Source organism: Micromonospora sp. NPDC005161 (assembly GCF_053599855.1).
Map to the genome: position 1 here is coordinate 41,347 of NZ_JBSFYQ010000022.1, position 25,203 is coordinate 66,549.

Annotated in this window: 28 protein-coding genes; 18 read left to right on the top strand and 10 right to left on the bottom strand. The window is 73.2% G+C overall.

Features of this window, described 5'->3' with window-relative positions; genetic code table 11:
* Positions 1-102: 102 nt before the first annotated feature.
* From ACWD5O_RS21175 to ACWD5O_RS21185, 3 genes are all read right to left on the bottom strand, one after another.
* A complete protein-coding gene (locus ACWD5O_RS21175; RefSeq protein WP_354963094.1) occupies positions 103-558 on the bottom strand; it encodes a GNAT family N-acetyltransferase in 456 nt (151 codons plus the stop codon).
* A 53-nt stretch (positions 559-611) separates the two neighbouring features.
* On the bottom strand, positions 612-1,556 hold the full coding sequence (locus ACWD5O_RS21180; RefSeq protein ID WP_354963093.1) for a DMT family transporter: 945 nt from the start codon (positions 1,554-1,556) through the stop codon (positions 612-614).
* Positions 1,557-1,734: 178 nt separating this feature from the next.
* Positions 1,735-1,995, bottom strand: coding sequence for a Prokaryotic metallothionein (locus tag ACWD5O_RS21185; protein ID WP_089017074.1), 261 nt, complete (start codon positions 1,993-1,995; stop codon positions 1,735-1,737).
* Between the two features lie 155 nt (positions 1,996-2,150).
* Here ACWD5O_RS21185 and ACWD5O_RS21190 point away from each other — a divergent pair, with 155 nt between their 5' ends.
* From ACWD5O_RS21190 to ACWD5O_RS21200, 3 genes are all read left to right on the top strand, one after another.
* On the top strand, positions 2,151-2,426 hold the full coding sequence (locus tag ACWD5O_RS21190; protein WP_354963092.1) for an isoamylase early set domain-containing protein: 276 nt from the start codon (positions 2,151-2,153) through the stop codon (positions 2,424-2,426).
* 108 nt (positions 2,427-2,534) lie between these two features.
* Positions 2,535-3,281 carry a lytic polysaccharide monooxygenase gene (locus tag ACWD5O_RS21195; protein ID WP_354963091.1) on the top strand — a complete coding sequence of 249 codons (747 nt, stop codon included), beginning with the start codon at positions 2,535-2,537 and terminating at the stop codon, positions 3,279-3,281.
* Between the two features lie 63 nt (positions 3,282-3,344).
* Entirely contained in the window at positions 3,345-3,953 is a 609-nt protein-coding gene (locus ACWD5O_RS21200; RefSeq protein ID WP_354963090.1) for a DUF305 domain-containing protein, read from the top strand.
* 27 nt (positions 3,954-3,980) lie between these two features.
* Here the strand turns inward: ACWD5O_RS21200 and msrB are convergent, their stop codons facing one another.
* Positions 3,981-4,385 (bottom strand): peptide-methionine (R)-S-oxide reductase MsrB, encoded by a 405-nt coding sequence (gene msrB / locus ACWD5O_RS21205; RefSeq protein ID WP_354963089.1) that lies wholly within the window; start codon positions 4,383-4,385, stop codon positions 3,981-3,983.
* A 47-nt stretch (positions 4,386-4,432) separates the two neighbouring features.
* Here msrB and ligD point away from each other — a divergent pair, with 47 nt between their 5' ends.
* Positions 4,433-5,470 carry a non-homologous end-joining DNA ligase gene (gene ligD / locus ACWD5O_RS21210; RefSeq protein ID WP_354963088.1) on the top strand — a complete coding sequence of 346 codons (1,038 nt, stop codon included), beginning with the start codon at positions 4,433-4,435 and terminating at the stop codon, positions 5,468-5,470.
* Positions 5,471-5,482: 12 nt separating this feature from the next.
* Here the strand turns inward: ligD and ACWD5O_RS21215 are convergent, their stop codons facing one another.
* Positions 5,483-5,791: a hypothetical protein gene (locus ACWD5O_RS21215; RefSeq protein WP_387325282.1), complete on the bottom strand. Its 309-nt coding sequence runs from the start codon at positions 5,789-5,791 to the stop codon at positions 5,483-5,485.
* Between the two features lie 10 nt (positions 5,792-5,801).
* On the opposite strand from ACWD5O_RS21215, the gene ACWD5O_RS21220 reads away from it, so the two are divergent.
* The 9 genes from ACWD5O_RS21220 to ACWD5O_RS21260 all read left to right on the top strand — a co-directional run bounded on the left by ACWD5O_RS21220 (position 5,802) and on the right by ACWD5O_RS21260 (position 16,103).
* Entirely contained in the window at positions 5,802-6,047 is a 246-nt protein-coding gene (locus tag ACWD5O_RS21220; protein WP_387325279.1) for a hypothetical protein, read from the top strand.
* A gap of 54 nt (positions 6,048-6,101) precedes the next feature.
* Positions 6,102-7,241, top strand: coding sequence for an HNH endonuclease signature motif containing protein (locus ACWD5O_RS21225; protein WP_387325276.1), 1,140 nt, complete (start codon positions 6,102-6,104; stop codon positions 7,239-7,241).
* Between the two features lie 241 nt (positions 7,242-7,482).
* Positions 7,483-7,962, top strand: coding sequence for a DUF2975 domain-containing protein (locus ACWD5O_RS21230; RefSeq protein WP_354963086.1), 480 nt, complete (start codon positions 7,483-7,485; stop codon positions 7,960-7,962).
* Complete coding sequence (locus ACWD5O_RS21235) at positions 7,962-8,177, top strand: helix-turn-helix domain-containing protein (RefSeq protein ID WP_238648963.1); 216 nt, start codon at positions 7,962-7,964, stop codon at positions 8,175-8,177. Before ACWD5O_RS21230 ends, ACWD5O_RS21235 begins: the two co-directional genes overlap by 1 nt.
* Positions 8,174-8,338, top strand: a complete 165-nt coding sequence (locus tag ACWD5O_RS21240; RefSeq protein ID WP_354963085.1) for a hypothetical protein — start codon at positions 8,174-8,176, stop codon at positions 8,336-8,338. The genes ACWD5O_RS21235 and ACWD5O_RS21240 overlap by 4 nt, the downstream gene beginning before the upstream one ends.
* A gap of 128 nt (positions 8,339-8,466) precedes the next feature.
* Positions 8,467-11,649, top strand: coding sequence for an FtsX-like permease family protein (locus ACWD5O_RS21245; RefSeq protein WP_450086285.1), 3,183 nt, complete (start codon positions 8,467-8,469; stop codon positions 11,647-11,649).
* Complete coding sequence (locus tag ACWD5O_RS21250; protein ID WP_449935233.1) at positions 11,646-14,351, top strand: FtsX-like permease family protein; 2,706 nt, start codon at positions 11,646-11,648, stop codon at positions 14,349-14,351. Before ACWD5O_RS21245 ends, ACWD5O_RS21250 begins: the two co-directional genes overlap by 4 nt.
* A gap of 1 nt (position 14,352) precedes the next feature.
* Positions 14,353-15,348, top strand: a complete 996-nt coding sequence (locus tag ACWD5O_RS21255) for an ABC transporter ATP-binding protein (RefSeq protein ID WP_354963082.1) — start codon at positions 14,353-14,355, stop codon at positions 15,346-15,348.
* Entirely contained in the window at positions 15,345-16,103 is a 759-nt protein-coding gene (locus ACWD5O_RS21260; protein WP_354963081.1) for an ABC transporter ATP-binding protein, read from the top strand. Before ACWD5O_RS21255 ends, ACWD5O_RS21260 begins: the two co-directional genes overlap by 4 nt.
* A gap of 63 nt (positions 16,104-16,166) precedes the next feature.
* Here ACWD5O_RS21260 and ACWD5O_RS21265 read toward each other — a convergent pair whose 3' ends face one another.
* Positions 16,167-16,619, bottom strand: coding sequence for a GNAT family N-acetyltransferase (locus ACWD5O_RS21265; RefSeq protein ID WP_354963080.1), 453 nt, complete (start codon positions 16,617-16,619; stop codon positions 16,167-16,169).
* Positions 16,620-16,692: 73 nt separating this feature from the next.
* On the opposite strand from ACWD5O_RS21265, the gene ACWD5O_RS21270 reads away from it, so the two are divergent.
* On the top strand, positions 16,693-17,205 hold the full coding sequence (locus tag ACWD5O_RS21270) for a potassium channel family protein (protein WP_354963079.1): 513 nt from the start codon (positions 16,693-16,695) through the stop codon (positions 17,203-17,205).
* Here the strand turns inward: ACWD5O_RS21270 and ACWD5O_RS21275 are convergent.
* Both ACWD5O_RS21275 and ACWD5O_RS21280 read right to left on the bottom strand, forming a co-directional pair.
* Positions 17,132-18,703: an alpha/beta hydrolase gene (locus ACWD5O_RS21275; protein ID WP_450086324.1), complete on the bottom strand. Its 1,572-nt coding sequence runs from the start codon at positions 18,701-18,703 to the stop codon at positions 17,132-17,134. The genes ACWD5O_RS21270 and ACWD5O_RS21275 overlap by 74 nt on opposite strands.
* A 58-nt stretch (positions 18,704-18,761) precedes the next feature.
* Positions 18,762-19,877 (bottom strand): ATP-dependent DNA ligase, encoded by a 1,116-nt coding sequence (locus tag ACWD5O_RS21280; RefSeq protein WP_450086286.1) that lies wholly within the window; start codon positions 19,875-19,877, stop codon positions 18,762-18,764.
* 135 nt (positions 19,878-20,012) lie between these two features.
* On the opposite strand from ACWD5O_RS21280, the gene ACWD5O_RS21285 reads away from it, so the two are divergent.
* Both ACWD5O_RS21285 and ACWD5O_RS21290 read left to right on the top strand, forming a co-directional pair.
* Positions 20,013-20,225, top strand: coding sequence for a hypothetical protein (locus ACWD5O_RS21285; protein WP_151490326.1), 213 nt, complete (start codon positions 20,013-20,015; stop codon positions 20,223-20,225).
* Between the two features lie 115 nt (positions 20,226-20,340).
* Positions 20,341-20,763, top strand: coding sequence for an SRPBCC family protein (locus ACWD5O_RS21290; RefSeq protein ID WP_354963077.1), 423 nt, complete (start codon positions 20,341-20,343; stop codon positions 20,761-20,763).
* Here ACWD5O_RS21290 and ACWD5O_RS21295 read toward each other — a convergent pair.
* A complete protein-coding gene (locus ACWD5O_RS21295; RefSeq protein ID WP_450086287.1) occupies positions 20,738-21,232 on the bottom strand; it encodes a GNAT family N-acetyltransferase in 495 nt (164 codons plus the stop codon). The genes ACWD5O_RS21290 and ACWD5O_RS21295 overlap by 26 nt on opposite strands.
* 97 nt (positions 21,233-21,329) lie before the next feature.
* Here ACWD5O_RS21295 and ACWD5O_RS21300 point away from each other — a divergent pair, with 97 nt between their 5' ends.
* Complete coding sequence (locus ACWD5O_RS21300; protein ID WP_354963075.1) at positions 21,330-21,833, top strand: DUF1990 family protein; 504 nt, start codon at positions 21,330-21,332, stop codon at positions 21,831-21,833.
* Between the two features lie 10 nt (positions 21,834-21,843).
* On the opposite strand, the gene ACWD5O_RS21305 is transcribed toward ACWD5O_RS21300, so the two are convergent.
* Positions 21,844-22,764 (bottom strand): DNA-3-methyladenine glycosylase family protein, encoded by a 921-nt coding sequence (locus tag ACWD5O_RS21305; RefSeq protein WP_450086288.1) that lies wholly within the window; start codon positions 22,762-22,764, stop codon positions 21,844-21,846.
* Positions 22,765-23,272: 508 nt separating this feature from the next.
* Here ACWD5O_RS21305 and ACWD5O_RS21310 point away from each other — a divergent pair.
* Positions 23,273-25,186, top strand: coding sequence for a stealth family protein (locus tag ACWD5O_RS21310; RefSeq protein WP_450086289.1), 1,914 nt, complete (start codon positions 23,273-23,275; stop codon positions 25,184-25,186).
* Positions 25,187-25,203: the final 17 nt, after the last annotated feature.

Below are 25,203 nucleotides of genomic sequence, written 5' to 3' on the forward strand. Positions count from 1 at the left end.
TGAGGTCGGACGACGACACCCGGACCGCCGGGAGATGCCCGCTCCCGTGCCTACTCGCAGGCTCCCGCGATGGCTCTACCCGGCACGATGCCAGGCAGATCGTCAGCCGTCAATGCCGTCGCGACGCATCGGGGTGTGCGGGATGCCGTCCTCGACGTACTCGGGGCCGCTGACCGTGAAGCCGTGCCGGGTGTAGAAGGCGACCAGGTGCGACTGGGCGTCCAGCACGCAGGGCCGGTTGCCCACCACCTCCAGCGCCGCGGTCATCAGCCGGCCGGCGTGCCCGCCGCCGCGCGCGGCGGGGGCCACCACCACCCGGCCGATCCGGGCGACGCCGTCCGGGTCGGCCAGGATCCGCAGGTACGCCAGCGGCGCGCCGCCGTCGGTCAGCCAGAGGTGCCGGGTGCCGGGTTCCACGTCCCGTCCGTCGAGCTCCGGGTACGGGCAGTGCTGCTCGACCACGAACACGTCGATGCGCAGCTTGAGCAGGTCGTGGAAGGTGTGGGCGTTCAGGTCGGCGAAGGACGCCGTCCGGACCTCGATGGTCTGCTGGGGCACCCACCGATGGTAGGCCGTCCGGTCGGGCGGGGCCCGAGGCGTCCTGCCGATGGTCACGGTACGTCCGCCCGGGTGGGGGCGAGGTAGGTGGCGGCCACGGCGGTGAGCAGCAGCGCGCCGCCGACGATCACCGGCAGCGGGAGCGGCTCGTGCAGCAACGCCACGGCCAGCGCCGCCGCGGTGAGTGGTTCGAGCAGGGTCAGTACAGCGGCGACGCTGCCCGCGGTGGTGCGCAGCCCGGCGTAGAACAGCGCGTACGCCACCGCGGTGGTGATCACGCCCAGGTGCAGCAGCAGCGCCACGGTGTCGACGCGTACCGGTACGCCGACCCCGGCGACCAGCGCCAGCGGGGCCAGGGTCAGCGCACCGATCACGGTGGAGATGGTGGTCAGCGTCATCGGCGCGGTGCGCTGCGACACCTGCCGGGTGATCAGGGTGGTCACGGCGTAGCCGAGGCCGGATCCGGCCGCCGCGAGCAGGCCGAGCAGCGGGGCGGGCGCCGCCGTGGTGGGCTCCGCGGTGGCACCGGTGATCAGGGCGAGGCCGGCCACGGCGGCACCCAGCGTCCCGAGCCGCAGCGGGCCGGGCATCCGGCGGGCCCGCACCGATTCCCACGCCGCGGCGAGCACCGGGGCGAGGCCGAGGCTGACCACGGTGGCCACGCCGACTCCGGCCAGGGCCACGGCGGCGAAGTAGAGCGCCTGGTAGAGGCCGAGGCCCACGCCGGTGAGCAGCAGCGGCACCGGCGCCGCGCGCAGGGCGGCCAGGATCGCGCCGAGCCGACCGGCGGTGCACGCCAGCAGGACGAGCGCGGCGATGGCCAGGCGGTGGAAACCGATGCTCACCGGGCTGAGCCCGGTGCTCTCGCGCAACAGTTGCACCGCTACGCCGGTGGTGCCCCACAGCACTCCGGTGACGGTGATCTGGATCAGGCCGGTGCGGGCCTGGGTGACGGCCGGGGCCGGGGCGGCCGGCGGCGCGGTACGGGAGGTGGACACGGGTGCGCTCCGAAAGGGTGAGCCGTTGACGGGACGACGTCGACGGAGCGCGTACGGCGAGGTGGCCGAGTCGGGTCAGTGACCGCTCGGCGAGAGGCGCGGCGCTCCGGTCAGGAGCGCGGCGGGGGCAGGACGCCCAGGAACGGCCGCATTCCACGACCGTACCGCAGGGGCGGGATCAGGCGGGGCGTGCCCCGACGGCGTCGCGGATCTCGGCGCCCTCGGCGCCCTCGACCGCGCGGGCGCAGTGCCCGCAGCAGAAGAACCGGCCGTTGACCTCCACGCCGTGCCCGACGATCTTGATTTCGCAGTGCTCACAGATCGGTGCCAGTCGGTGGATCGCGCACTCGAACGAGTCGAAGGTGTGCACGTCGCCGCTGACCGTGCGCACCTCGAACGCCATCCAGTAGTCGTTGCCGCAGACCTCGCACGTAGCCATAGAAACCCCCGTATCAGGACATGTGTCTTCAGAATGCCTCGCCGTGTGGCGGTACCGGGCGGAATGCCGCTACCCGGACGACCTCAGCGGCGTGTCGGCTCCGGCGTGTCGTCCGTTAGGCCGAGTGAACCGCCGCAGCACCGGGAGGGATCGCAATGATCAAGCGCAACAAACTCTTCGGCAACCAGACCCGGGTCACCTTCTGCCTGCCCCGGGACATCCCGTCCGGCCCGGTGAGCGTGGTGGGCTGCTTCAACGGTTGGGAGCCCGGTCGGCACGAGCTGGTGAGCCGCCGCGACGGCACCCGGACGGTGACCGTGCGGCTCGGGCCGGGCGAGTACCGGTTCCGCTACCTCGCCAGCGGTGGGGTCTGGTTGGACGACGAGTCGGCCGACCAGGTCGACGAGCGGGGTGGCCTGCTCCGGCTCTGACAGAAAACTCGTCACCATCGATGTATTTATCGATGGGGGTCTTTACTGTTAACAAAGTTAAAATTACGTTGAGGGGCACTCACCGGACCTGGAGAAGGAGCTGCCCCGATGCGTCGAAGAATCACCGTCCCGCTGGTGGCGGCGGGCGCCGTCGCCGCCACCCTCACCGTCGCCGCGCCCGCCCAGGCGCACGGCTACGTGTCCGCCCCACCGAGCCGGCAGGCGCTCTGCGCCCAGGGCCGGGTGCCCGACTGTGGGCAGATCAAGTACGAGCCGCAGAGCGTCGAGGGGCCCAAGGGCCTCCGCAGCTGCCACGCCGGCATCGCCCACTTCGCCGTCCTCAACGACGACAGCCGGGGCTGGCCGGCGACGTCGGTCGGCAGCTCGCTGACCTTCACGTGGGTGAACACCGCCCGGCACGCGACCAGCAACTGGGAGTACTGGATCGGCAACACCCGGGTCGCCTCGGTCAACGGCAACGGCCAACAGCCGGGCGCCACCGTCTCGCACAATGTCAACCTCGGTGGCTTCTCCGGCCGGCAGAAGATCCTCGCGGTGTGGAACATCGCCGACACCGCGAACGCCTTCTACTCCTGCATCGACGTGCAGATCGGCGGCGGTGGCGGCCCGGGGCCCAGCCCCACACCGACCCCCACCCCGACTCCGACCCCGCGGCCGACCCCCACCCCGACGCCGACCAACCCGCCTGCGGGCGGCACCTGGGCGGCCGGTCGGGCGTATCAGGTCGGTGACCAGGCCACCTACGGCGGGTCGACGTACCGCTGCCGGCAGGCGCACACCGCCATCGCCGGGTGGGAGCCGCCGAACGTGCCGGCGCTCTGGAGTCAGGTCTGACCGCACGGGTGCGGCCCCGGTCGCACCCGTGTCGCCGTCCTCGCGTGATCGGAGCAACCCGGCATGACCCGCCGAACCCCGCTGGCGCCCCTGCTCGCCGTGCTGCTGCTCACCGCCGCCTGCGCCGGACCGCCCGCGTCGACCCCGTCGGCCGTGCCTCAACCGGCGCCCACGTCCCCGGCCGGGTCGGCAGCGGCCGGGGACGCGCTGAGCGGCATCGACGTGGTCTTCCTGACCACGATGGTCGGGCACAGCGAACGCACCCTGGAGATCGTCCGGCTGGCTCGGGACCGGGTGCGGGACGGCTCGCTGCGCACCCTGGCCGCCGCCATCGACGCGACCGAGGCGGATGAGCTGGCCGCCATGCGCGGCTGGTTGCTCACGGCGGGCCCGAGTGCCAGCGCGGGCGCGCACCACCACGCCGGACACGGCGACGACGCCGCGCTCGACCGGCTACGGGCCGCATCGGACGCCGACGTCGACCGGGTGCTGCGCGAGGTGCTCGCCGACCACCAGCGGGCGGCGGCCGACCTGGCCCGGGCCCAGGTCGACGTGGGCCGCAGCGAGCAGGTTCGCGACCTGGCCCGGCGGATCGAGCAGTCCCGCACCGCCGAGGTCGAGCTGCTGACCGGGGCCGCCGGCCGCGCGGCGGTGACCGGGGTACGCCGCTGACGCCCCGCCGCGCGGTGGCTGCTCAGCTCAGCGCGATTCCAGCCGGATGGAGACCGAGTTGACGCAGTGCCGGGTGTCCTTCGGCGTGAAGCCCTCGCCGTGGAAGACGTGCCCGAGGTGGCTGTTGCAGCGGGCGCAACGGATCTCCGTACGGACCGCGCCGAGGCTGCGGTCCTCGATCTCCTTGACCCGACCCGGGATGGCGTCGTCGAAGCTCGGCCACCCGCAGTGCGAGTCGAACTTCGTGTCGCTGGAGAAGAGTTCCAGCCCGCAGGCGCGGCAGTTGTAGACGCCAGCGGTCTTGGTGTCCACGTACTCACCGGTCCACGGGCGTTCGGTGCCGGCCTCCCGGAGCACGTGGAACTCCTCGGGGGTCAGCCGGACCCGCCACTCGTCATCGGTCTGGGGCAGTTCGTTGTCGTCAAGACTCACGCCCCAACCGTACGTCGAACGTCGGGGGCGTGGCATAAGGTCGCGGGATGGGTGGCACCAAGGCAGCGGTCGCCGAGGTCGAGGTGGCCGGGCACACCGTCCGACTGAGCAGTCCCGACCGGGTGATCTTCCCGCAGCGGGGCTTCACCAAGGCGGACGTCTTCCACTACTACCTCGCGGTCGGCGACGGGATCATGCGCGCCCTGCGGGACCGGCCCACCACGCTGCAACGCTTCCCCGAGGGCGTCGAGGGCGAGATGTTCTTCCAGAAGCGGGTGCCGACCCGGGGTGTCCCGCCCTGGGTGACGACCGCGGAGATCACCTTCCCGAGCGGCCGGAGCGCGGCTGAGCTCTGCCCGGCCGATCTGGCCCACGTGGCCTGGGCGGCACAGATGGGCACGATCGTGTTCCACCCGTGGCCGGTGCGCGCCGCCGACGTGGACCGCCCCGACGAGCTGCGCATCGACCTGGACCCGCAGCCCGGCACCGACTTCGCCGACGCGGCGCGGGCCGCCGGGGAGGTCCGCGCGGTGCTCGACGAGCTGGGCGCCACCGGCTGGCCGAAGACCTCCGGCGGTCGGGGCGTGCACGTCTACCTGCGCATCGCCCCACGTTGGACGTTCACCGAGGTGCGCCGGGCGACCATCGCGCTCGCCCGGGAGGTGGAGCGCCGCTGCCCCGAGCTGGTCACCACCGCCTGGTGGAAGGAGGAGCGGGGCAGCCGGGTCTTCGTCGACTTCAACCAGATGGCCCGGGACCGGACGATCGCCTGCGCGTACTCGCTGCGGGCCAACGCGCGTGCCACCGTTTCCACCCCGGTCACCTGGGACGAGCTGCCCGACGTCGACCCCGACGACTTCGACCTGCGCACCGTCCCGGCCCGGCTCAAGGAGCGGGCCGACCCGCACGCCGGCATCGACGACACCCCGTGGGACATCACCCCGCTGCTGGAGTGGGCCGAGCGGGACGCCGCCGCCGGCCAGGGCGACCTGCCGTACCCGCCGGACCACCCGAAGATGCCCGGCGAGCCCAAGCGGGTCCAGCCCAGCCGCGCCAAGCGCACCCCTGGCGACGACAGCGCCTGACCGACCCCTGCCTCATGGCGGCGGCTGGGCCGTCCATGCCAGAAACCGGTTGAACAACTCCTGCGGGTCGGGTGCGGGGTTGGGGTTGAGCCTGTACAGGTCGGCCGTGGCGTCGAACAGCTGACCGGCCATGTAGATCGACAATGCCACCCGGTCTGCCCGGTACTCCACCCGCATCAGCATCCGGGCGGAGGCGCACGGCCAGGGGGCAGCGCACACCCGGCAGAGCCACAGGGGTCGGCGCGGCAGGTGCTGGTGCACGGGATGAAGGTTTCTCAGTGGACCGCGGTAATCGGCGGGTGAGGTGTTCGGCGCGGGCATACCCTTTACGGTGACCGAGGCGTTGCCTCGGGTCAAGGAGTCTGGTCAACTGTTTACGGTCCGCCGTATGGAGCTGGTGGGCGCTGCGGAGATTCGCGTGATGCTCGGCGGTATCAGCAAGCAGCGGGTGTACGTGATCACCAGTCACCGGAACTTCCCGGATCCGGTGGCGGACCTGGTGCAGGGAAAGGTCTGGCGGAAGTCGGATGTGATGGCCTGGATCAGGGAGCATCGGCCGGAGTTGGCCGAAGGCTGAGAAGGGCCCTCGGCGCGGCCGGGAACTGTCGTACACCTGTTCTAAAATTTGGGTGTGATCGATGAGTTGGCGCGGGCGGAGATTGCGGTGGCGGCCTGCGTCGACGCCGCCGTCTGGGCGCTCTCCGAGCACGATCTGATCGCGGCGCTCGATGCCACGCACCGGCTTCAGCAGCGGCTGGCGGCAGCGCAGTTGGCGGTTGTTCGGCAGTTGCACGGTCGGGGCACCTTGGTCGCGCAGGGCGCGTCCTCGTCGGCGGTGTGGCTGCGCCACCGCCTGCGACTCGACGTCTCCGCCGCCCGTCGGCTGGTCGGCCTCGCCGCCTCAGTCGAGGCGGCTCCGTCCGGCGTGCGCGACGCTCTGGCGAGCGGGGCGGTCACTGTGGAGCAGGCCCGGGTCATCGCCGGCACGGCCGCCGTGGTGTCGGCCTCGGCGGGCGCCGAGGTGGCCGACAAGGCCGTTGGCCTGCTGGTCGAGTGGGCCGAGCAGTTCGACCCGTCGCTGCTGCGCCGGATGGGTGCCCGGATTCTCGACCATGTCGCTCCCGACCTCGCCGACGACCTCGCCGACGACGGCGCCGCGGCGGCCCTCGCCGCCGAGGCCGCCCGGGCTGCGCGCGACCGGCACGTCACCATCTCCGAGCAGGCCGGCGAGCGGCTACGGCTCACCGGCACCCTCGACGCGGAGGGCGCCGCGCTGCTGCGCGCCGTCATCGACCCGCTCAGCGCACCCTCCGGGCCCGACGACACCCGCTCCGCCGGGCAGCGCCGCCATGACGCTCTCGCCGACGTGTGTCGGCTCGCGCTGCGCACCGGTGGGCTGCCGGAGCACGGCGGCGAGAGCGCCCAGGTTGTCGTCACCACCAGCTACGACGGACTGACGCGGCAGTTGCACGCCGGCGCCCTCGACATCGGCCTGCAGCTCACCCCCGACACGGTGCGCCGGCTCGCCTGCGATGCCGCCATCCTGCCCGCGGTGCTCGGCGGTGCCGGCCAGGTTCTCGACGTGGGCCGACAACGTCGCCTCGTCACCGGCCCGCTGCGGCGGGCACTGGTGCTGCGGGACGGCGGCTGTGCCTTCCCGGGCTGCGACCGACCACCCCGCTGGTGCGCCGCCCATCACATCGACCACTGGGCCGACGGCGGTCCGACCAGCCTCGACAATGCGGTGCTGCTCTGCGGCCACCACCACTGACACGTCCACCAGACCGACTGGGCGGTCCAACTCGCTGGCGACGGCGACCCGGAGTTCGTGCCGCCGGCCTGGCTGGATCCCGAGCAGCTTCCGCGTCGCAACCAATACCACCGGCGCACGTGAGGAGCCGATACCGCCAGGGTCAATATCAGGCGTTGCTCGCGGCAGACCTGCCGGCTCACTCAGTACAGGAAACAACATACCGATTGACTTTCGATAGATAGCGAGCGAAGCTCGATGCATGGTGACAGAACATCGAGCGGTTGCCGCTCTCCGGGTCTTTCTCGTGGTGCTGTTCGGGGTCCTGGTCCTGTTCCAGACCTTCTCGCTGCCGGGGCAGTTCGCGCACATGGCCCAGGAGTCGCCGGACGACGCCTACCTTCGGTGGCCGGCGACTGCCGTGGCGGTGTTCTGGGTGCTGTGCGTCCAGGTGGTCATCGTCTCGACGTGGAAGTTGCTCAGCCTGGTCAAGGACGACCGCATCTTCACCGAGGCGTCCCTGAAGTGGGTGGACGCGATCGTGTGGGCCATCGCCGCCGCGTGGGTGGTGCTCGTGGGTGTCTTTCTCTACGTCGGGTTCAACGCGGATGACCCGGGAGTGCCACTCCTGCTGTTCCTCCTGACGGTGGGCGTCACCGTGCTGGGGCTCCTGATGGTGGTGATGCGTGCGCTGCTGCGGCAGGCAACCACGCTGCGGACCGACATGGAAGCGGTGATCTGATGCCCATCGTCGTCCGCATCGACGTCGAGTTGGCCAAGCGCAAGATGAGCGTCGGTGAGTTCGCCGAACGTGTCGGGCTCACGCCAGCCAACGTGGCGGTGCTGAAGAACGGCCGTGCCAAGGCCGTCCGCTTCAGCACGCTGGAAGCGATGTGTCGGGTGCTCGAATGCCAGCCCGGCGACCTGCTCGAGTGGGTTGAAGAGGAGACCTCATGAGGTACGTCCTGACCGTCGCGGCCATTCTCGCGACCGCGCTCGGCGTCGCCGCCATCGTGCACGGCGAGGCCGACGACTCGCCGGGCCTCCAGTTCCTGGGCGTCGTGCTGGTGATCGGCGCGGTTGCGTTCGGAATACGGAACGTTCGGGGCGGCAGCTAGCCGTCCTGGCGTGCGGGCCGAGCCCACCAGACGCTCCCGAGTAACGATCAAGTAACGGGCGCGAACCTTTCCCGGTAGATGGCCTGTCTTGATGGTCGTCGGCCCGCCAGGGCCAGGGGAGGCGTCGGATGAAGTTGGTGTGGAGGCGGGCCCGCGAGGCGCGCGGTCTGCTGGTTGCCGCGGTGATCGCCGCCCTGGTCGCCGTCGTGTTGGTCACCGGCCTTTCCGACTACAACCGCCGCGCGGTGGACGCCGGGCAGCGGGCGCTGGTGGCAGCCTCGCCGGCCGAGGAGCGCGGCCTGCTGGTCAGCGGCTCCGGTGGGCGCGACGCCGCCGAGTTCGCCGCCCGGGACGAGGCCGTGCGGGCCGGATTCGACGGCGGGTTCGCCGGCGTCCCGGTCACCGTCGCCGCGGCCCGGTACGGCACCGGCCGGGAGTTGACCGGCGACCTCGGACCCGTGCCCCGCACCGACGACGAGCCCATCTTCGCGAATGTGGCCACGTTCGACGACCTGGCCGGGCACGCGGAGCTGACCAGCGGGGCGTGGCCCCGGCCCGGGGCGAACCCGATCCAGGTGAGCCTCCCCGAGCGGGTCGCCGGCCAGCTGGGCCTGAGTGTCGGCGAACGCGTCCCGGTGCGCGACCGGTCGACCGAACAGCGCGGCGAACTCGTGGTCGCCGGCACCTGGCGGCCCCGCGACCCGACAGACGCGTACTGGCTGCTGGCCCCCGGAGTGGGGGAGGGCGGCGTCGGATCCACCACCTCGTACGGGCCGTTCGCGCTCGACCCGGCTGACTTCGCGGCCACCTTCCCGGGCTCGGTGTCGGCGTCCTGGCTGGCCGAACCGGACCTCGGCGGCGTCGACGCCGCCGACCTGCCGGCCATGCGGAAAGCCCTCACCGAGGCCACCACGGCGGTGCCCGAGGCCGCTCAACTGGGCAGCTCCGGGCAGGCGGTGACCAAGATGGAACTGCTGCTGGACCGGATCGCCCGCGCCGACCTGGTGGGCCGCTCATCGCTCGCCACCCCGCTGTTGCTCATCCTGGTGCTCGGCGGGTACGCGCTGGTGCTGGTCGCGGCCCTGCTGCACGAGGATCGCCGCTCCCAGACCGCGCTGCTGCGCGCCCGTGGCGCCGCTCGCCGGCAGTTGGCCGGCCTGGCCGCCCGCGAGGCGACCCTGGTGGTCGCCCCGGCCGCCGTGCTCGGCCCGCTGATCGCCGGTGAGGCGCTGCGGTACATCCGGCCCGGCGGGTCGGCGGAACTCTCCACCGCCGGCGGTAACACCACCCTGGTCTGGGCGGCCGCCGCGGCCGCCGCGGCCGGCTGCCTGGTCGCCATGGTTCTTCCGGCGCTGCGCAGCGCCGGCACGTACGTGGCGGACATGGCCGCCCGGTCGCGGCCGAACCGGGCCGCGAGCGTCCAGCGGGCCAGCGTCGACCTGGTGCTGGTTGCGCTCGCCGTGCTCGCCTGGGTGCAGCTGCGCCGGTACGCCTCCCCGCTGGCCGGCTCGGGTGGCCGGCTCGGGCTCGACCCGCTGTTGATCGCCGCCCCCACGCTCGGCGTGCTGGCCGGCGCCGTGCTGGCGTTGCGGGTGCTCCCGCCGCTCACGCGGTTCGCCGAGCGGTTCGTCGACCGACGGCCCTGGACGGCCACCATGTTCGGCATGTGGCAGGCCGGTCGGCGTCCACACGCCGGCCCGGTGCTGCTCCTCGCCCTCGCCGTCGGCGGCAGCACCCTGGCCTGGTCCCTGATCAGCACGGGGGAGCGGTCCCAGGTTGAGCAGGCCAGTCACACGGTCGGCGCCGACCTGCGGGTGACCGAACGGACCGGGTCAGCCCCGCCGAGCCGCGCCGGTCAACTCGCCGCGCTGCCGGGCGTGGACCGGGTGTTGCCGGCGTGGCGGGACGAGACGCGGGTCGGCCGGGAGGACCTGCCGGCCACCGTGATCGGCGTCGACCCGGCCAGCGCCCCCGGCGTCGTCCGACTCGCCGACCGGCTGAGCGACGAACCGGTGTCGGACCAGTACAAGCGGATGGTCGGGGCGCGGGGGGAGCCCGCGGGCATCGAGTTGCCCGCCGACGCCCGCGCGATCACCGGCACGGTCCGCACCCCGGTGAGCAGGGCCGAACAGCCGCTCCGGGTCGCGGTGACGCTGCTGGTCACCAGCTCCAACGGGCTCGCCCTGCGGCTGCCGGTAGCCGACTCCGACAGTGCTGGCCCGGCCACCCGGTTCACCGTGCGACTGCCCGACGTGGGCGGGGCACGGCTGCGGCTGGCAGGGTTCGAAGCCGACGGCGGGCGGGCGGCCGGCAACTCCTACGGGCTCCAGGTGGACGGGTTGACGGTGGTCGCCGCTGACGGCACGACCCGGCCCGCCGGGCTGACGGGTGACTGGGTGATGACGGTCCCCGGCAAGAAGTCCTCGCCGGTGGTGACCACTGCCACCGGGTTCGCGGCGGTCAACGCGGTGGAAGTGATTCCGGGCGGGGAGTTCGCGTACCAGCCACCCACCCGGTTCGCCGTCGTGCCGGCCGACGACAGCACGCCCGTGCCGGTGCTGATGACCCCCGGGGTACGCGACGCACTGAGCCTGAGCGTCGGCGACACCGTCGACCTGACGCTCTCCGGGGCGACGCTCCGGGTCCGCCTGGTCGGTGAGCTGACCGCCGTGCCGGCCACCACCGGGGAGGGGGTGCTGCTCGACCTGCCCGCGGCGGTCGACACGCTGATTCGGGGCGGCGCGGTGCGACCCGTACCGGAGTGGTGGGTCGGCGCCGACGACCCGACGGCCGCCGCCCGAGCGGCCAGCGAGCTGCCGGGCGTCACCGTGCTCAACCGGGAGGCGGTCATCGAGTCGGCCGCCGACGACCCGTACTGGCGCGGGTCCCGGACCGGGATGCTCGCCGCGGCGCTCGGCGCGGTGCTCCTCGCCCTGGTCGGCCTCATGGTGGACGTGTGGGCCACCGCGCGGCGCCGGCTGAGCGAGTTCGCGGTGCTGCACACCCTCGGCGCCACGCCTCGGCTGCTGGCCCGGGCGCTGCTGGCCGAACAGACCTTCCTCGCCGGCATCGGCGTGGGGGTCGGGCTGCTGCTCGGCGCCGCGGTCGGGCCCACCATGGCCCCGCTGGTCATCCTCACCCCGGCCGCCGGCCGGCCGGTTCCCCCGGCGACGTTCGCGCTGCCCTGGGTGCCGATCGGCGTGACCGCGGTCGGTCTACTGCTGGCGGCGCTCGCCTTCAGCGCGTTCATAGCCACCGGCATCCGACAGCGGGTGGCGGCGGTGCAGCTGCGAATCGGGGGAGAACGATGAGCGTCGGCGCGGCCGTCCGGCGGGTCCGGGCGTACGGTGGGCAGTTCCTGCTCCTGGCGGTGCTGACCCTGGTGGTCACGCTGCTCATCAGCGGGGTGCCCCGGCTGGTCAACCGGCTCGCCGAACAGGGGCTGCGCGCCCAGCTGAACAGCGAGCCGGCCGCCCGCCGGGACCTCTCGTACACCTCCGAGTTCCTGACCGCCTCTCCGGTGGAGTCGGTCATGGCCGACGCCCGTGGACGGTCCGAGGCCTTGGCCGAGCAGATGCCGCCGCCGGTGCGCTCGGCGGTGGAGGAGCAGTGGTTCAGCGTGGACGTCGCGCCGGCCCGACTGGTCGGCCCCGACCTGGCAGCCCGCAAACTGCTGGTCGACCTGAGTCTGCGTTCCGTCCCCGGCATCCAGCAGGCCGGCACCCTCGTCGAGGGGGCGTGGCCGAACGAGACGTACGTCCCCGGTCGGCCGATCGAGGTGGCGCTCCACGTCGACGTGGCCCGCAAGCTCAACCTGCGGACCGGCAGCCAACTGCGCATCGGTAACGCCACCCAAACCGGTCTCACCGACGCGGCCCCGGTGGTGGTGGTCGGGCTGTTCCGCCCCGTCGACCCTGCGAACGGCATCTGGGACGGGCTGCCACCGATACAGCGAATCATCGAACCGATCGGGGACGGCCAGCCGTTGATCGTCGTGGGTGTGATCGCCGAGTCGGCCCTCAACAAGCGGGCTGCGGCCGGTTGGTCGGTGCGGTCCGACTGGCGGTACCGGCTGGGCGTCGACCGGATCGACGCGCGCCACGTGGATGAGCTGATCGACGGCCTGCAGGAGACGCAGCGCAGCAAACCGTCGAGCCTCACGTTGACCCAGGGTGTCGATGTTCCGCTGCGCGCGTTCGCCGCCCAGGTCAACGCCGCCCGTACCCTGCTCGCGGTGATCGCGGCCGGCGTGCTGGCCACCCTGGCCGGGCTGATCGTGCTCGCGGCCACCCTCGCCACCCGGCGGCGTCGCTCGGAGTTCGTTCTGCTGCGGGCCCGCGGTGGCGCCGCCACCGCCGGTGCCCGCCGCAGCCTGGCCGAGTCACTGCTGGTGGTGCCGATAGCCGCCGCGGTGGGCTGGTGGCTGGGCACCCTGTTCCCCGGCGTTCCGGACCCGACCGCGCCGTACGCCGCCGCGGCGACCGTCCTGGTCACCCTGGCGCTGCCGCTGGCGACACTGGCGGTACCGGCCGGTGGGGCGGCCCGTCGTGACCTGATCCGGGTACGCCCGTCGGCCCGCCGGCTCACCGTCGAGGTCTCCCTGCTGCTGCTCGCCGGGCTCGCCGCGGTGCTGCTGCGCCGGCGCGGCCTCACCCTCGGCGAGGTGGACCCGCTGCTGGTGTCGGTGCCGGTGCTGCTCGCGGTCGCGGCGGCGGTGCTCGCGCTGCGGGCGTACCCCTGGCCGTTGCTGCTGGTCAGCCGGCTGGCCGCGCGGACCCGGGGCAGCGTGGCCTTCCTCGGCACGGCGCGGGCCGGCCGGTCGGCCGTCGCCGCCCCGCTGGTCGTCGTGGTGCTGGCGATCGGCACCGCGGCGTTCTGCGCCGTGGTCGCCGCCGGCGTCGGCGCGAGCCGGGAACGGGCCGCCGAGCAGGTGGTGCCCGCCGACGCGGTGATCCGCGGGGAGCGCTTCGCACCCGACACCGTCGACGAGCTGGGCCGTCTGCCGGGGGTGCGAGCCGTCACGCGGGTGCTGTTCGAGTCCGATGAGCGACTTGCGGTGGACGAACTCGGCACCGACGCGCGGGTCGCGCAGACGACCGTGCTGCTGGTCGACGGCTTGGGACTGGACACGGTGGCCCGAGAATCCGATGTGGACCTGTCGGTCCCGGCCGCGCTGCGCACCGCTCGGCCCGGACCGGGGCCGCTGCCGGCGATCGTCTCCCCGGCGGTCGCGGCCGACCTGGCCAAGGCCAAGCTGGACCACTCCGCGTTCATCTTGGTGCAGGGCGAGCGGTACGAGTTCCGGGTGGCCGGCACCGAGGAGAGTTTCCCGCTGCTGTCGTCGAACAGCGGCCGGTTCGTCATCCTGCCCTGGCAGGCGCTGCCTGCGCGGAACACCACGCCCGTCCCGACCAGCCTGCTGGTCGCCGGCGACCGGTTGGACCCGGAGGCGCTGCGCCAGGCCGGTGACCAGGGACAGGAGCGGTACCAGCGCACCGGGGCGGTGACCGGCAAGGACCGGCCGATCGGGGTCACCGTCGACACCCGGGCGGGCGTCCGGCGGGATCTCGGTAACGGTGGCGCGAACGGCGTACTGGCCTTCGGGTTCGTGGCCGGCGCCGTCGGCGGCACCGTCCTCGGGTTGCTGGCCATCGCGTTCACCGTGCTGGCCGGTGCGCGAGCCCGGGGCCAGGTGCTGTCCCGGCTGCGTACCCTCGGCCTGTCCCGCCGGCAGTGGCGGGGGCTGCTGCTGGTCGAGTTGACCCCGCTGGTCGCGGTGTCGGTGCTGACCGGCGCGCTGGTCGGCGCGGTGCTGCCCCTGCTGCTCAACCCGGTGCTCGGCCTGTCCGCGTTCACCAGTGGTATGCCGGTCCGGGTGGCCTTCGAACCCAGCCTGGTCGCCGCGGTGCTCGTGCTCGGGGCGGTCGCCCTCGGCTTCGCGGTCGCCGTCGAAGCCCTGAACAACCGCCGGTTGCGCCTCGGTGAGGTGCTTCGGCTCGGAGAGGAGAGCTGAGATGACCGCTACCGCCCAGACTCCACTGGTGCCCGACCTGGCCGCCCTGCAACAGCGGGCCGCGCAACGCGCCGCTGAGCGGGCCGGCGGCCAGGACCGGCTCCGTGGGCACATCGTCTGCGACGGCCTGGTGCGCATCTTCAAGACCGAGGGGGTGGAGGTGGTCGCCCTGCAGGGGCTCGACCTGGTCATCGACCGGGGTGAGCTGGTGGCGATCGTCGGTGCCTCCGGCTCGGGCAAGTCGACGCTGCTCAACATCCTGTCCGGCCTGGACACCCCGACCGCCGGTATCGCCCGGGTGGCCGACTACGACCTGCTCGCGCTGTCGGCCAAGCGGCGGCTCAGCTACCGGCGGGAGCTGGTCGGGTTCGTCTGGCAGCAGACCGGCCGCAACCTGCTGCCGTACCTGACCGCGCTGGAGAATGTCGAGCTGCCGATGCAGCTCGCGGGCAAGCGCTCCGGGCGGGCCCGGCGGCAACGAGCCCGGGAGCTTCTCGACATGGTCGGGGTGGGCTACTGCGCGGACCGGCGACCGGGGCAGCTCAGCGGCGGCGAGCAGCAACGGTGCGCGGTGGCGGTGGCGGTGGCCAACGACCCGGAGGTGCTCTTCGCCGACGAGCCGACCGGCGAGCTGGACGAGGCGACCGGCGCCGAGGTCTTCGGGGCGCTGCGCACCATCAACGCCGAGCTGGGCGTGACCATCGTGGTGGTCACCCACGACCACGCCGTGGCCACGCAGGTCCGCCGGACCGTCGCGATCCGCGACGGCCGGACCGCCTCAGAGGTACGCCGGACCGCGCGCGTCGGCGCGGACGGCAGCACCGAGCTGGTCAGCGAGGAGTACGCGGTGCTGGACCGGAACGGCCGGATGCAGCTGCCGGCCGCCTTCGTCGACGCGTTGGCGCTGCGGGAGCGGGTTCGGCTCGACCTGGAGCCGGACCATGTGCAGGTACGGCCCGGTGACCGGGCCACGGGTGGGCAGGAGGCACGGGCGTGAGCCGTCGGAACATGGTGGTGGCGGGAGCGGCCTGGCCCGGTGGTGCGGCCGGGGCCGACGGGCGGACCGGGTCCGCGCCCGGCGAGGTGGTCCGGGTCAGCGGCGTGAGCCGGACCTTCGGCCGGGGCGAGCACGCCGTGCACGCGGTGCGGGACGTCTCGTTCAGCGCCCACCGTGGCGAGCTGGTCGCCATCCGGGGCCGCTCCGGCGCCGGCAAGACCACGCTGCTGAACCTCATCGGCGGGCTGGACCGGCCCGACAGCGGTCAGGTGGTGGTGGCCGGGCACGAGGTGACCGCGGCGGGTGAGGCGGAGCTGTTGCAGCTGCGCCGGGGCACCGTCGGTTTCGTGTTCCAGACCTTCGGGCTGGTGCCGATCCTCTCCGCCGCCGAGAACGTGGGCGTGCCGCTGCGGCTGGCCCAGGTGCCGGCGGCCGAGCGGGAGCAGCGGGTCGCGGTGCTGCTGGAGCTGGTGGGCCTGGGCGGGCACGCGGCGCAGCGACCGTACGAACTCTCCGGCGGGCAGCAGCAGCGGGTGGCGGTGGCCCGCGCGCTGGCCAACGAGCCGGACCTGCTGATCGCCGACGAGCCGACCGGTCAGCTCGACTCGGAGACCGGTCGGTCGATCATGGACCTGCTTCGCGCGGTGGTGCACGCCCGTGGCATGACGGCCCTGGTGGCCACGCACGACCCGGCCCTGATCGACCTCGCCGACCGGGTGCTCAACCTGCGCGACGGTCAGCTGGTCCAGGCGTGATCCGGGCGGTGGTGGCCTCGTGGGGTGAGGGCTGACGTCGCGCGGGACACCACCGTCGGGACCTCAGAGCGCGAGCTTCATGCCCTCGTGGCTGGACACGAAGCCAAGGCCCAGGTAGAAGCGGTGCGCGTCCTGGCGGCTCTTGTCTGTGGTGAGCTGCACCAGGGCACAGCCGCGCTGCCGGGCCTGGTCGACGGCCCAGGTCATCAGATCGCGGCCCAGGCCCTGGCCGCGTCGGTCGGAGCGGACCCGGACCGACTCGATCAGGGAGCGCTCGGCTCCGTGCCGGCCGAGCCCCGGGATGTAGGTGATCTGAAGGCACCCGACCAGCTCGCCGCCCTGCTCGGCGACGATCAGCTGGTTACGGGGGTCGGCGCTGATGTCCGCGAACGCCCGCTCGTACGCCTCGTCGACCTCGGTGAAGTCGCGGGCCTTGCCCAGGACGTCGTCGGCGAGCAGGGTGATGACGGCGGGCAGGTCGGCCCGGATGGCCTCGCGGTAGATCACATCGGTCATGCCGGTGAGCCTGGCACAACGACATCGGCGGATGGGTCGGTGCCGCTTGCCGGTGCGGGGCAGCATGGGCGGCATGGAAGCCCTGCTGCTGCCGTTCCGCTGGATCTACCGGGCGTTGGTGTGGTTCGCGAACTCGCCGCGCACCCTGATCACGTCGTACCTGCTGATGATCGTGGTGGCCGGGGTGATCTATGGCGAGGTCGAGCAGCGCAGCCCCGCCGACGCCGTCTGGTGGGCGGTGGTGACCGCGTCCACCGTCGGGTACGGCGACATCTCGCCGACCAGTTGGGCGGGCCGCACGCTCGCCGCGCTGCTCATCTCGACCATGGTCCTGCTGGTCATCCCGCTGATCACCGCGCACTTCGCCAGCCGGCTCATCGTCGACGACGACGCCTTCGAGCACGAGGAGCAGGAGCAGCTCAAGGCCGACGTACGCCGGATGCGGGCGCTGCTGGAGGAGTTGGCCGCCCGGCAGGGCATCGAGCTGCCGCCGCTGCCGCGGACCGGGACGGTCACCGGGCCGGGCAGCGCAGCCCCTCCCTGGGAACGGTCAGGTCGATCAGGTAGGCGTCGACCGCGGCGGTGATGCAGGAGGTCTGCGGGTAGGCGGTGTGCCCCTCACCCTCCCAGGTGAGCACCCGGCCGACGCCGAGCATCGAGGCGAGCCGACCGGTCTGCTCATAGGGCGTCGCCGGGTCGCCGGTGGTGCCGACCACCACGATCGGCGGCGCGCCGGCCGCCTGGCCGGTCGGGTACGCGTCCCTCCCGCCCGGCCACTCGACGCAGCTCAGCATGCCGACCGCGAGCGCCGGCCCGAACAGCGGATACTTCGTGCGCCACTGCGACTGCAACTGGCGGATCTGCTCCCGGCTCGGCTTTTCCGTCTCGTCCGCGCAGTTGATGGCGAGGTTGGCGTCGAACAGGTTCGAGTAGTGCCCGTCGTCGCCCCGGCCGGCGTACGCGTCGGCGAGCCGGAACACGTCCTTCGGGTCGCCCTCGGCCAGCCGGTCGATCGCCCGGGCCAGCTCCTGCCAGCCGGACTCGGTGTAGAGCGAGGAGATGACCGCGTAGAAGACCCAGCCGGCGGTGGCCTCCCGCCCGTCGTCGCCGCGCACCGGCGAGACGCGGGCCTTGTCGATCGCCGTGGTGACGGCGGCGCGCGCGTCCGGGGCGATCGGGCAGCGGGCGGCGTTGGCGGAGCACCAGCGGGCGAAGTTGCCGAAGGCCCGCTCGAAGCCGCGGGCCTGGCTCTCCGACCCGGCCACCAGCCGCTGCCGCGGGTCGACCGCGCCGTCCAGGACCAGCGCCCGCACCCGCTGCGGGTAGAGCTGGGCGTAGATGGCGCCGAGCAGCGTGCCGTAGGAGTAGCCCAGGTAGGTGAGCTTCTCGTCGCCCACGGCGGCGCGGACCGCGTCCATGTCCCGGGCGGCCTGCTCGCTGCCGTAGAGCGGCAACTGGTCGCCGTACCGGTCGCCGCAGCCGCGCCCGATCCGCTGGCTGAGCCCCACGAAGCCGTCGAACGCGGACTGGCTGGTCGGATCGGGGTCGTAGCCGAAGCTGGCGTCCAGGTTGGCGTCGGAGATGCACTTGACCGGGCTGGACCGGCTCACCCCGCGCGGGTCGAAGCCGACGATGTCGAAGCGCTCGGTGATCGTGGTGGGCAACCCGCCGAACTGGGTGCCGAAGGAGAGGTAGACGGCGGTGTCGACGCCGGAGCCACCGGGGCCGCCCGGGTTGATTACCAGCGAGCCGACCCGGGCCCGCTGCTTCGTGGACCGGGCCCGCAGCAGAGCGATCTCGAAGGTCTGCCCCGCGCCCGGCCCGGCGGTCGCCCCGCCGCCGGTGCCCCAGTCGCGCGGCACCGCAATCCGGGCGCACTCGTAGCGCATGTTCGGGGCGCCCCGCCCGACCAACTCGTCGGCGACCTCCGGGCAGGCCCGCCAGGTCGGCGTCCCGCCGGCCGGCGCCGCCTCGCCCTCCACTTCGGTACGCGGCGCGAAGGCCGGCAGGGTGCAGCCGGCGGTGAGCAGCGCGGTCACGGCGAAGGCGGCGAGACGACGACGGACCCGGCGACTGGTCGCCATCCGAGGCTGGTCGGCGGTGCGGGTCACGTGGTCCTCCGGGATCGGGTCGACGGCCAGGCTACGCCGGGCCGGTGGCGGCCCGGTCCACGGTGGCCGCCGGATCGCCGCGCAGCACCTGGTCCACGTCGAAGCGGATCGGGCGGTCGAGCTGGTCGTAGCGGCAGGAGCGGGGGTCGCGGTCCGGTCGCCACCGGACGAACTGTGCGGTGTGCCGGAACCGGTCGCCCTCCATCGCGTCGTAGCCCACCTCGACCACCAGCTCCGGGCGCAGCGGCTCCCACTCCAGGTTCTTCGTGCCGGTCCACCGGCTCACCCCGCCCGGGATGCGCTGGCCGCGCTCGTGGTCGCCGTGCACCCACGGGTGCTCGCCGCCGGTGTCCCGGTAGGGCGCCAGCTCGTCGAGAAGCTCGGCCCGCCGAGCCATGCTGAACGACGCGCTCACCCCCACGTGGTGCAGCACCCCCGCGTCGTCATAGAGGCCGAGCAGCAGCGAGCCGACCACCGGACCGGACTTGTGCCAGCGGAAGCCGGCCACCACCGCGTCCGCGGTGCGGGCGTGCTTGACCTTGGCCATCAGCCGCTTGCCCGGCTCGTACGGAAGGTCGGCCGGCTTGACGATCAACCCGTCCAGCCCGGCGCCCTCGAAGACGTCGAACCAGCGGCGCGCGGTCTCCGGATCGGTGGTGACCTGGGTGACGTGCACCGGCGGACGGACCCCGGCCAGCGCCTCGACCAGCCGCTCCCGGCGGCGCGGATAGGGCTGGTCGAGCAGCGCCTCGTCGCCGATGGCCAGCAGGTCGAACGCGACGAAGTCGGCCGGGGTGGTCTCGGCCAGCAGCTTCACCCGGGACGCGGCCGGGTGGATGCGCTGGGCCAGCAGCTCGAAATCCAGCCGGGGCTGGCCGTCCGGGCCGTCCCGCCGGATCACGATCAGCTCCCCGTCGACCGCGCACCGCTCGGGCAACTGCCGGAGGGCCTGCTCGACCACCTCCGGGAAGTAGCGGGTCATCGACTTGCCGCCCCGGCTGGACAGCTCCACCTCGTCGCCGTCACGGAACACGATGCACCGGAACCCGTCCCACTTGGGCTCGTACGTCACCCCGGGCGCGGTGGGCAGCTTGGGGACGCTCTTGGCCAGCATCGGCTCGACCGGGGGGTTGATCGGCAGGTCCACGGCGACCAGTCAATCAGACGGTGCCGACAGTCGTGAGGCAGATCACCGTGGGCGGCGGGGTGGCGTGTCCGCCCCCGCGCCGCTCGTCCTGTCCGGGCGAATCAGATAACCGCAGGTCAGAGCTAGTTTCACGGGATGTCCGAGTGGGTCTGTGACTGCTGCGGGCGGTGGCGGGTGAGCGTGGAGCTGATCCGGGGCCGCTACCGGTACCGGCTGACCCGGCGCTACCCCGAGCGGTTCGGCGGCGGCCGGAACGTGCTCGGCGAGGTCGGCTCGGTGCCCGAGCTGGAGGAACTGTTGCGCCGGCGTACCCCGCTGAGCCTGGCCGACCTGCACGAAGCCGCCTGACTCCCGGCGGCGCCGCCCCCACGGGCCGGCCGGCGGTTGCCACCGTCACGATCCACGGGCAGCCTCGTCTCCATAGCGCGGCGGCGCCGGGCGGCGTCGCCGGGGAGGAGACGCGATGCGGTTTGAAGCCGGCACGGAGATCGCCGCCGACCCCCAGCGGGTCTGGGCGGTCCTGGTCGACGTGCAGCGGTGGCCCGAGTGGACGGCTTCGGTACGCCAGGCCCAGCGGGGGGAGCCGGGGCCGCTCACCGTCGGCGCGACCGTCCGGTTGGACCAGCCGAAGCTGCGGCCGGCGGTCTGGCGGGTAACCGAGCTGACCGAGGACCATGCCTTCACCTGGATCTCCGACACGCCCGGGGTGCGCACCCGCGCGGAGCACCGACTGCTGCCGCTGCCCGGCAGGCCCACCCGGGTCGAGCTGGCCATCACCCAGTCCGGGCCGCTCGCCATGCCGGTCGGCTGGCTGTACGGCGGACTGCTGCGCCGCTATCTGCGGCTGGAGGCCGACGGGCTCAGGCGTCGGTGCGAACAGGGCTGACCGCCGGCTTCTCCAGCACCGCCAGCCGGATGCCGTTCGGGTCCGGCCGGTGCGCCACGATCCGATAGCCGTGCCGCTGGTACAGCCGCAGGTTGCGGGCGCTGTCCGCGCCGGTGAACAGGGTGAACCGGGCCACCCGGCCGGCGCAGGCCGCCTCGATCGCGGTGAGCAGCCGTCCGCCGACACCCTGGCCCTGCTGGTCCGGGGCGACCGAGAGCCGCCCGACGTGCGCGGTGTCGCCGTCCAGGTGGGCCCGCACCGAGCCGACCAGCCGCTGCCCCACCCGGGCGGCGAGGACGGTGATGGGACCGGCCAGCACCGCGGCGATCTCGTCCAGTGTCTCGGTCAACGGCGGCAGGAACGGGTCGGTGTAGTGCTGCGCCTCGGTCAGGTACGCGGCGCGCTGCACGGTGAGGATCTCGCCGGCGTCCGCGACACCGGCCGGGACGATGCTCGCCTCGACGCTCATCCGGGCAGCACACCACAGCCGCCGCCGTCCTCGACCGGCGGCCCGCCCGCGCCGGCCGTACCCTGGCCCCTGTCCGAGACGAGGACGAGGGGGAGTGGTGGCCGAGCTGACGTACCCGGAGGTGGGACGCACGCGGCACGGGCCGCTGCCCGGCGGATACCACCACCTGCGCCACCGGTTCGCGCTACCGGCCGGCTGTTTCGAGGCGGCGGCCGAGGCCGTGCTGAGCTGGCGGCTGCACCGCGAAGCCGGGGTGCGGATGCGCACCGACGCCCCGCGGGCCACCGAGGGAGTCGTGGTGAGCGCCGGTCTGGGCATCGGTCCGGCCCGCATCTGGGGACCCTGCCGGGTGATCTGGAGCGAGGACTCGCCCCGGCTCGCCGGCTTCGGCTACGGCACCCTGGCGGGGCACCCGGAGCGCGGTGAGGAGGCGTTCGTGGTCGGCCGCGACGACACCGGCGCGGTCTGGTTCGAGGTACGCGCGTTCAGCCGCCCGGACCGCTGGTTCACGCTCGCCGCCGGCCCAGCCGTCCGGGCGGTGCAGCACGGGTACGCCTGGTGGCTCGGCCGCACCCTGCGCCGGCTCTGCGCCGGCCGCTGAGCGCCGCCGGTCAGAACCGGGCGAACGAGCGGATCGGCGCGCGGGGGCCGTACTTCGGTGCCCGGATGCCGGCGGCCTCCAGCAGCAGACAGACCCGGCCCCGGTGGCCCCGGAAAGGCTCCAGCAGCGCCAGCATCCGGGCGTCGTCGCCCCGTGCCTCGCCGGCGAGCGCCCAGGCCACCGTGTTCGGTATGTGGTAGTCGCCGACGCTGACCGCGTCCGGGTCGCCGTAGGCGGTGCGGATCACCTCGGCGGCGGTCCACGGGCCGATACCCGCGACGGCGGTCAGCCGGCGGGTGGCCTCGGTCGCGTCGGCGCAGCGCTCCAACCGGTCGGCGACCGCGGCGACCCGGCGCAGCGTGTCGGCCCGGCGCTGCTCCACCCCGAACGGGTGGAACACCCAGTACGGGGTGGCGGCCACCGCGGCGGCCTCGGGTGGCAGCAGCAGCGGTTGCAGTGGACCGGGCGCCGGCTCGCGGAAGTGCCGCACGGTCGCCGCGTACGCCCGGTACGCCTCCTTGCCGGTGACCTTCTGCTCGAAGACCGCGCGCAGCAGGCGGGGGAAGAGCTGCCCGGTGGCCGGCATCCGCAGGCCGCGGTGCTCCCGGGCCAACCGGGCGACCAGCGGGTGCGCCGCGGCCAGCTCGGCGAAGCCGGTGAGGTCGTCGCGGAGCCCGGCGATCGAGTCGGCCCGGGCCAGCACGTGCCCGGTGCCCGGCCCGTAGCCCTCGGCGACCAGTTCGCCGCCGGCCGGCCGCAGGGCCAGCGTTGCCGGCCCGTCCGGAGTGCGGGTTGCCCACCAGAAGGTGCCGGCGGCGATGCGCGCGCACGGGTCGTACGGGCTGAAGGTGAGCGACCGGACCGACGCGGCGAGCCGGTAGCCGGCCGGCGGGTGCAGCACCCGGGTCGCGGCGGGCTCGGTCTCGGTCACTCCGCCACTCTGCCAGGTGACGGATCGCCGCCGCGGACCGCCATACCGGCTACGTGTCCGCGCGGGGAGAAGCATGACGGCACGTTCAGTCGGCCGTCCCGGTGTCGGCGTACCCGCTGAACGGCCAGGATTAGTCGGGCGGATCGGCGCAAATCATTCTTATGCGACTATCGCTTGTATGCCATGTATCCGTCCTGTGCTTCTTTGATGGCACGCAGGTGAATATGCTGCTCGGGGCCACCTGCGCGGCCCCTCCGTCCCGATACCGGAGCGGGGTTGGCTGGCCAGCGAGGCGGGTGCGGTTGCGGGTCGTACGCTGCTGATCACAGCGTCCCCTTACCGCGTCGACTCGTCGCGCGGCGTAACGGGGGAGCTGTGGAAAGGCATGCGGTGATGGCTGCGTACGTACTGGTCCGGTCCGAATGGGTGGCGGTCGACGCCACGGTCCCGCAGCAGCGCTGACGGTGGCCGCGAACGACGTGGCCACCCCGGCGGGACGGCCCGAAGCATGATCGCCCTGCGCATCTACCGCCTGATGCCCCAGCCCGTACGCCGCGCCCTGCTGGGCATGCTGCCCGCGCACCGGCGGATGGGCCTCGTGCGCACGTTCTCCCGTCGGCGCGGTGCCGACACCGTGCATCCGCTGGGCGCCCACGTGCGGGTCTCCGACGGCGGCATCCGTACCCGCGCCGAGGTGGTCGCGAAGGCCACCCCCTTGCGGCAGTGGCACCGCAACCTCACCGCCGTCACCACCGCCCTGGAGTCGGCTGGCATCGAATACCACTGCATCCGCAACGACGACCACCTGCGCAGCACGGTCGCCGTCCTCGACGACCAGCGGGGGGCGGTGCGACGCCTGATCCGCTCCGCGCCGGCGCTGTCGGGCGCCCAGGTGCGGGTGGTGCAGGTCAAGCCCGGCCGGGACCAGCCGGACGCCGTGCCGACCGAGGTGTTCCAGGTCTGGTTCCCGGTGACCGACTTCCGCGCCGGCGTGGTCCTCGGCGTCCAGTTCGCGTGCGAGATCGAGTTTTGGAGCCGGCACGGGGACGTGGTCCGCGCGCCCCGGCGCAACGGCGTGGTCGACGAGGCGCCCGCCGAGGCGCAACGGGTCCGGGTCGCCGCGGCACTGCTGAGCCATTTCGTCCCCGAGGCCGACGACCACAGCTACGGCACCCGCCGCGACCTGGCTGTCCGGGCGCCGGACCGGGTGGGCTTCCCGATCGACGCCGTCTACACGTGGGTGGACGGGTCCGACCCGGAGTGGTTGCAGCGGAAGATGGCCGCACTCGGCACCCCCGATGGCCCGCTGCACGCGATCGCGGCAAACACGTCGCGCTACCACAACCGGGACGAGCTGCGGTACTCGATGCGCTCGCTGCACAGCTTCGCACCGTGGCTACGCCGGATTTTCCTGATCACCGACAGTCAGTTGCCCAGCTGGCTCGACCCGAGCCACCCGATGGTCACCGTCGTGTCGCACACCGACCTCTTCGCCGACCTCGGCGGTCGGTCGTCGTTCAACTCGCACGCCATCGAGTCCCGGCTGCACCGCATCGACGGTCTGGCCGAACATTTCCTCTACCTCAACGACGACGTCTTCCTCGGTCGGCCGCTGCTGCCGACGCACTTCGTCCACGCCAACGGGATCGCGAAGTTCTTCCTGTCACCGGCGCAGTTCGGGCTGGGCGAGGCGAAGCCGAGCGACCCGCCGGTGAAGGCTGCCGGCAAGAACAACCGCCGACACATCCAGCGGCAGTTCGGCGTCACGATCACGCAGAAGATGAAGCACACGCCATTCGTGCTCCGGCGCAGCATCATGCGGCAGATCGAGGTCACCCTGCAGGCGGACGTGACGGCCACCGCGCAGCACCGCTTCCGCCACCACGGCGACCTCTCGATCCCGTCGTCGTTGCACCAGTACTGGGCGTACCTCACCGCGCAGGCGGTCCCCGGCGACATCGAGTACGAGTACGCCGACCTCGGTCACCCCTCGACGCCCGCCCGCCTCACCGAGTTGCTCGCTCGTCGGCACCGCGACGTCTTCTGCCTCAACGACACCGACTCGGACCCGAACGCGTTCCAGGAGCAGGAGAGCATGCTGGCCGATTTCCTGCCGCGCTACCTGCCCTTCCCGGCCCCGTTCGAGCTGCCCGACGACGTGATCGCCGAACGCCGGAAGATCGGGGCCACCGACCTGTGGCGACAGGCTCGCGGTGCCGACCGGCGCGGCAGGCAGCTGGACGCGCCGACGACACCCGCACTCCGGGTCGGCAGGCATGCGGACGCGGCCGTGGTGCACAAACCCCGGGTCGGTCCCCGGCTGGACGCGCCCACCCTGCCCTCCGGCCGCATCGCTGCCGGCCGACCTGCCGACCACCAGGCGGAGGAGCGCCGTCGGGGACCGGACCTTCCGCCGCGTTAGGGGCGGTGTCGCGGTCC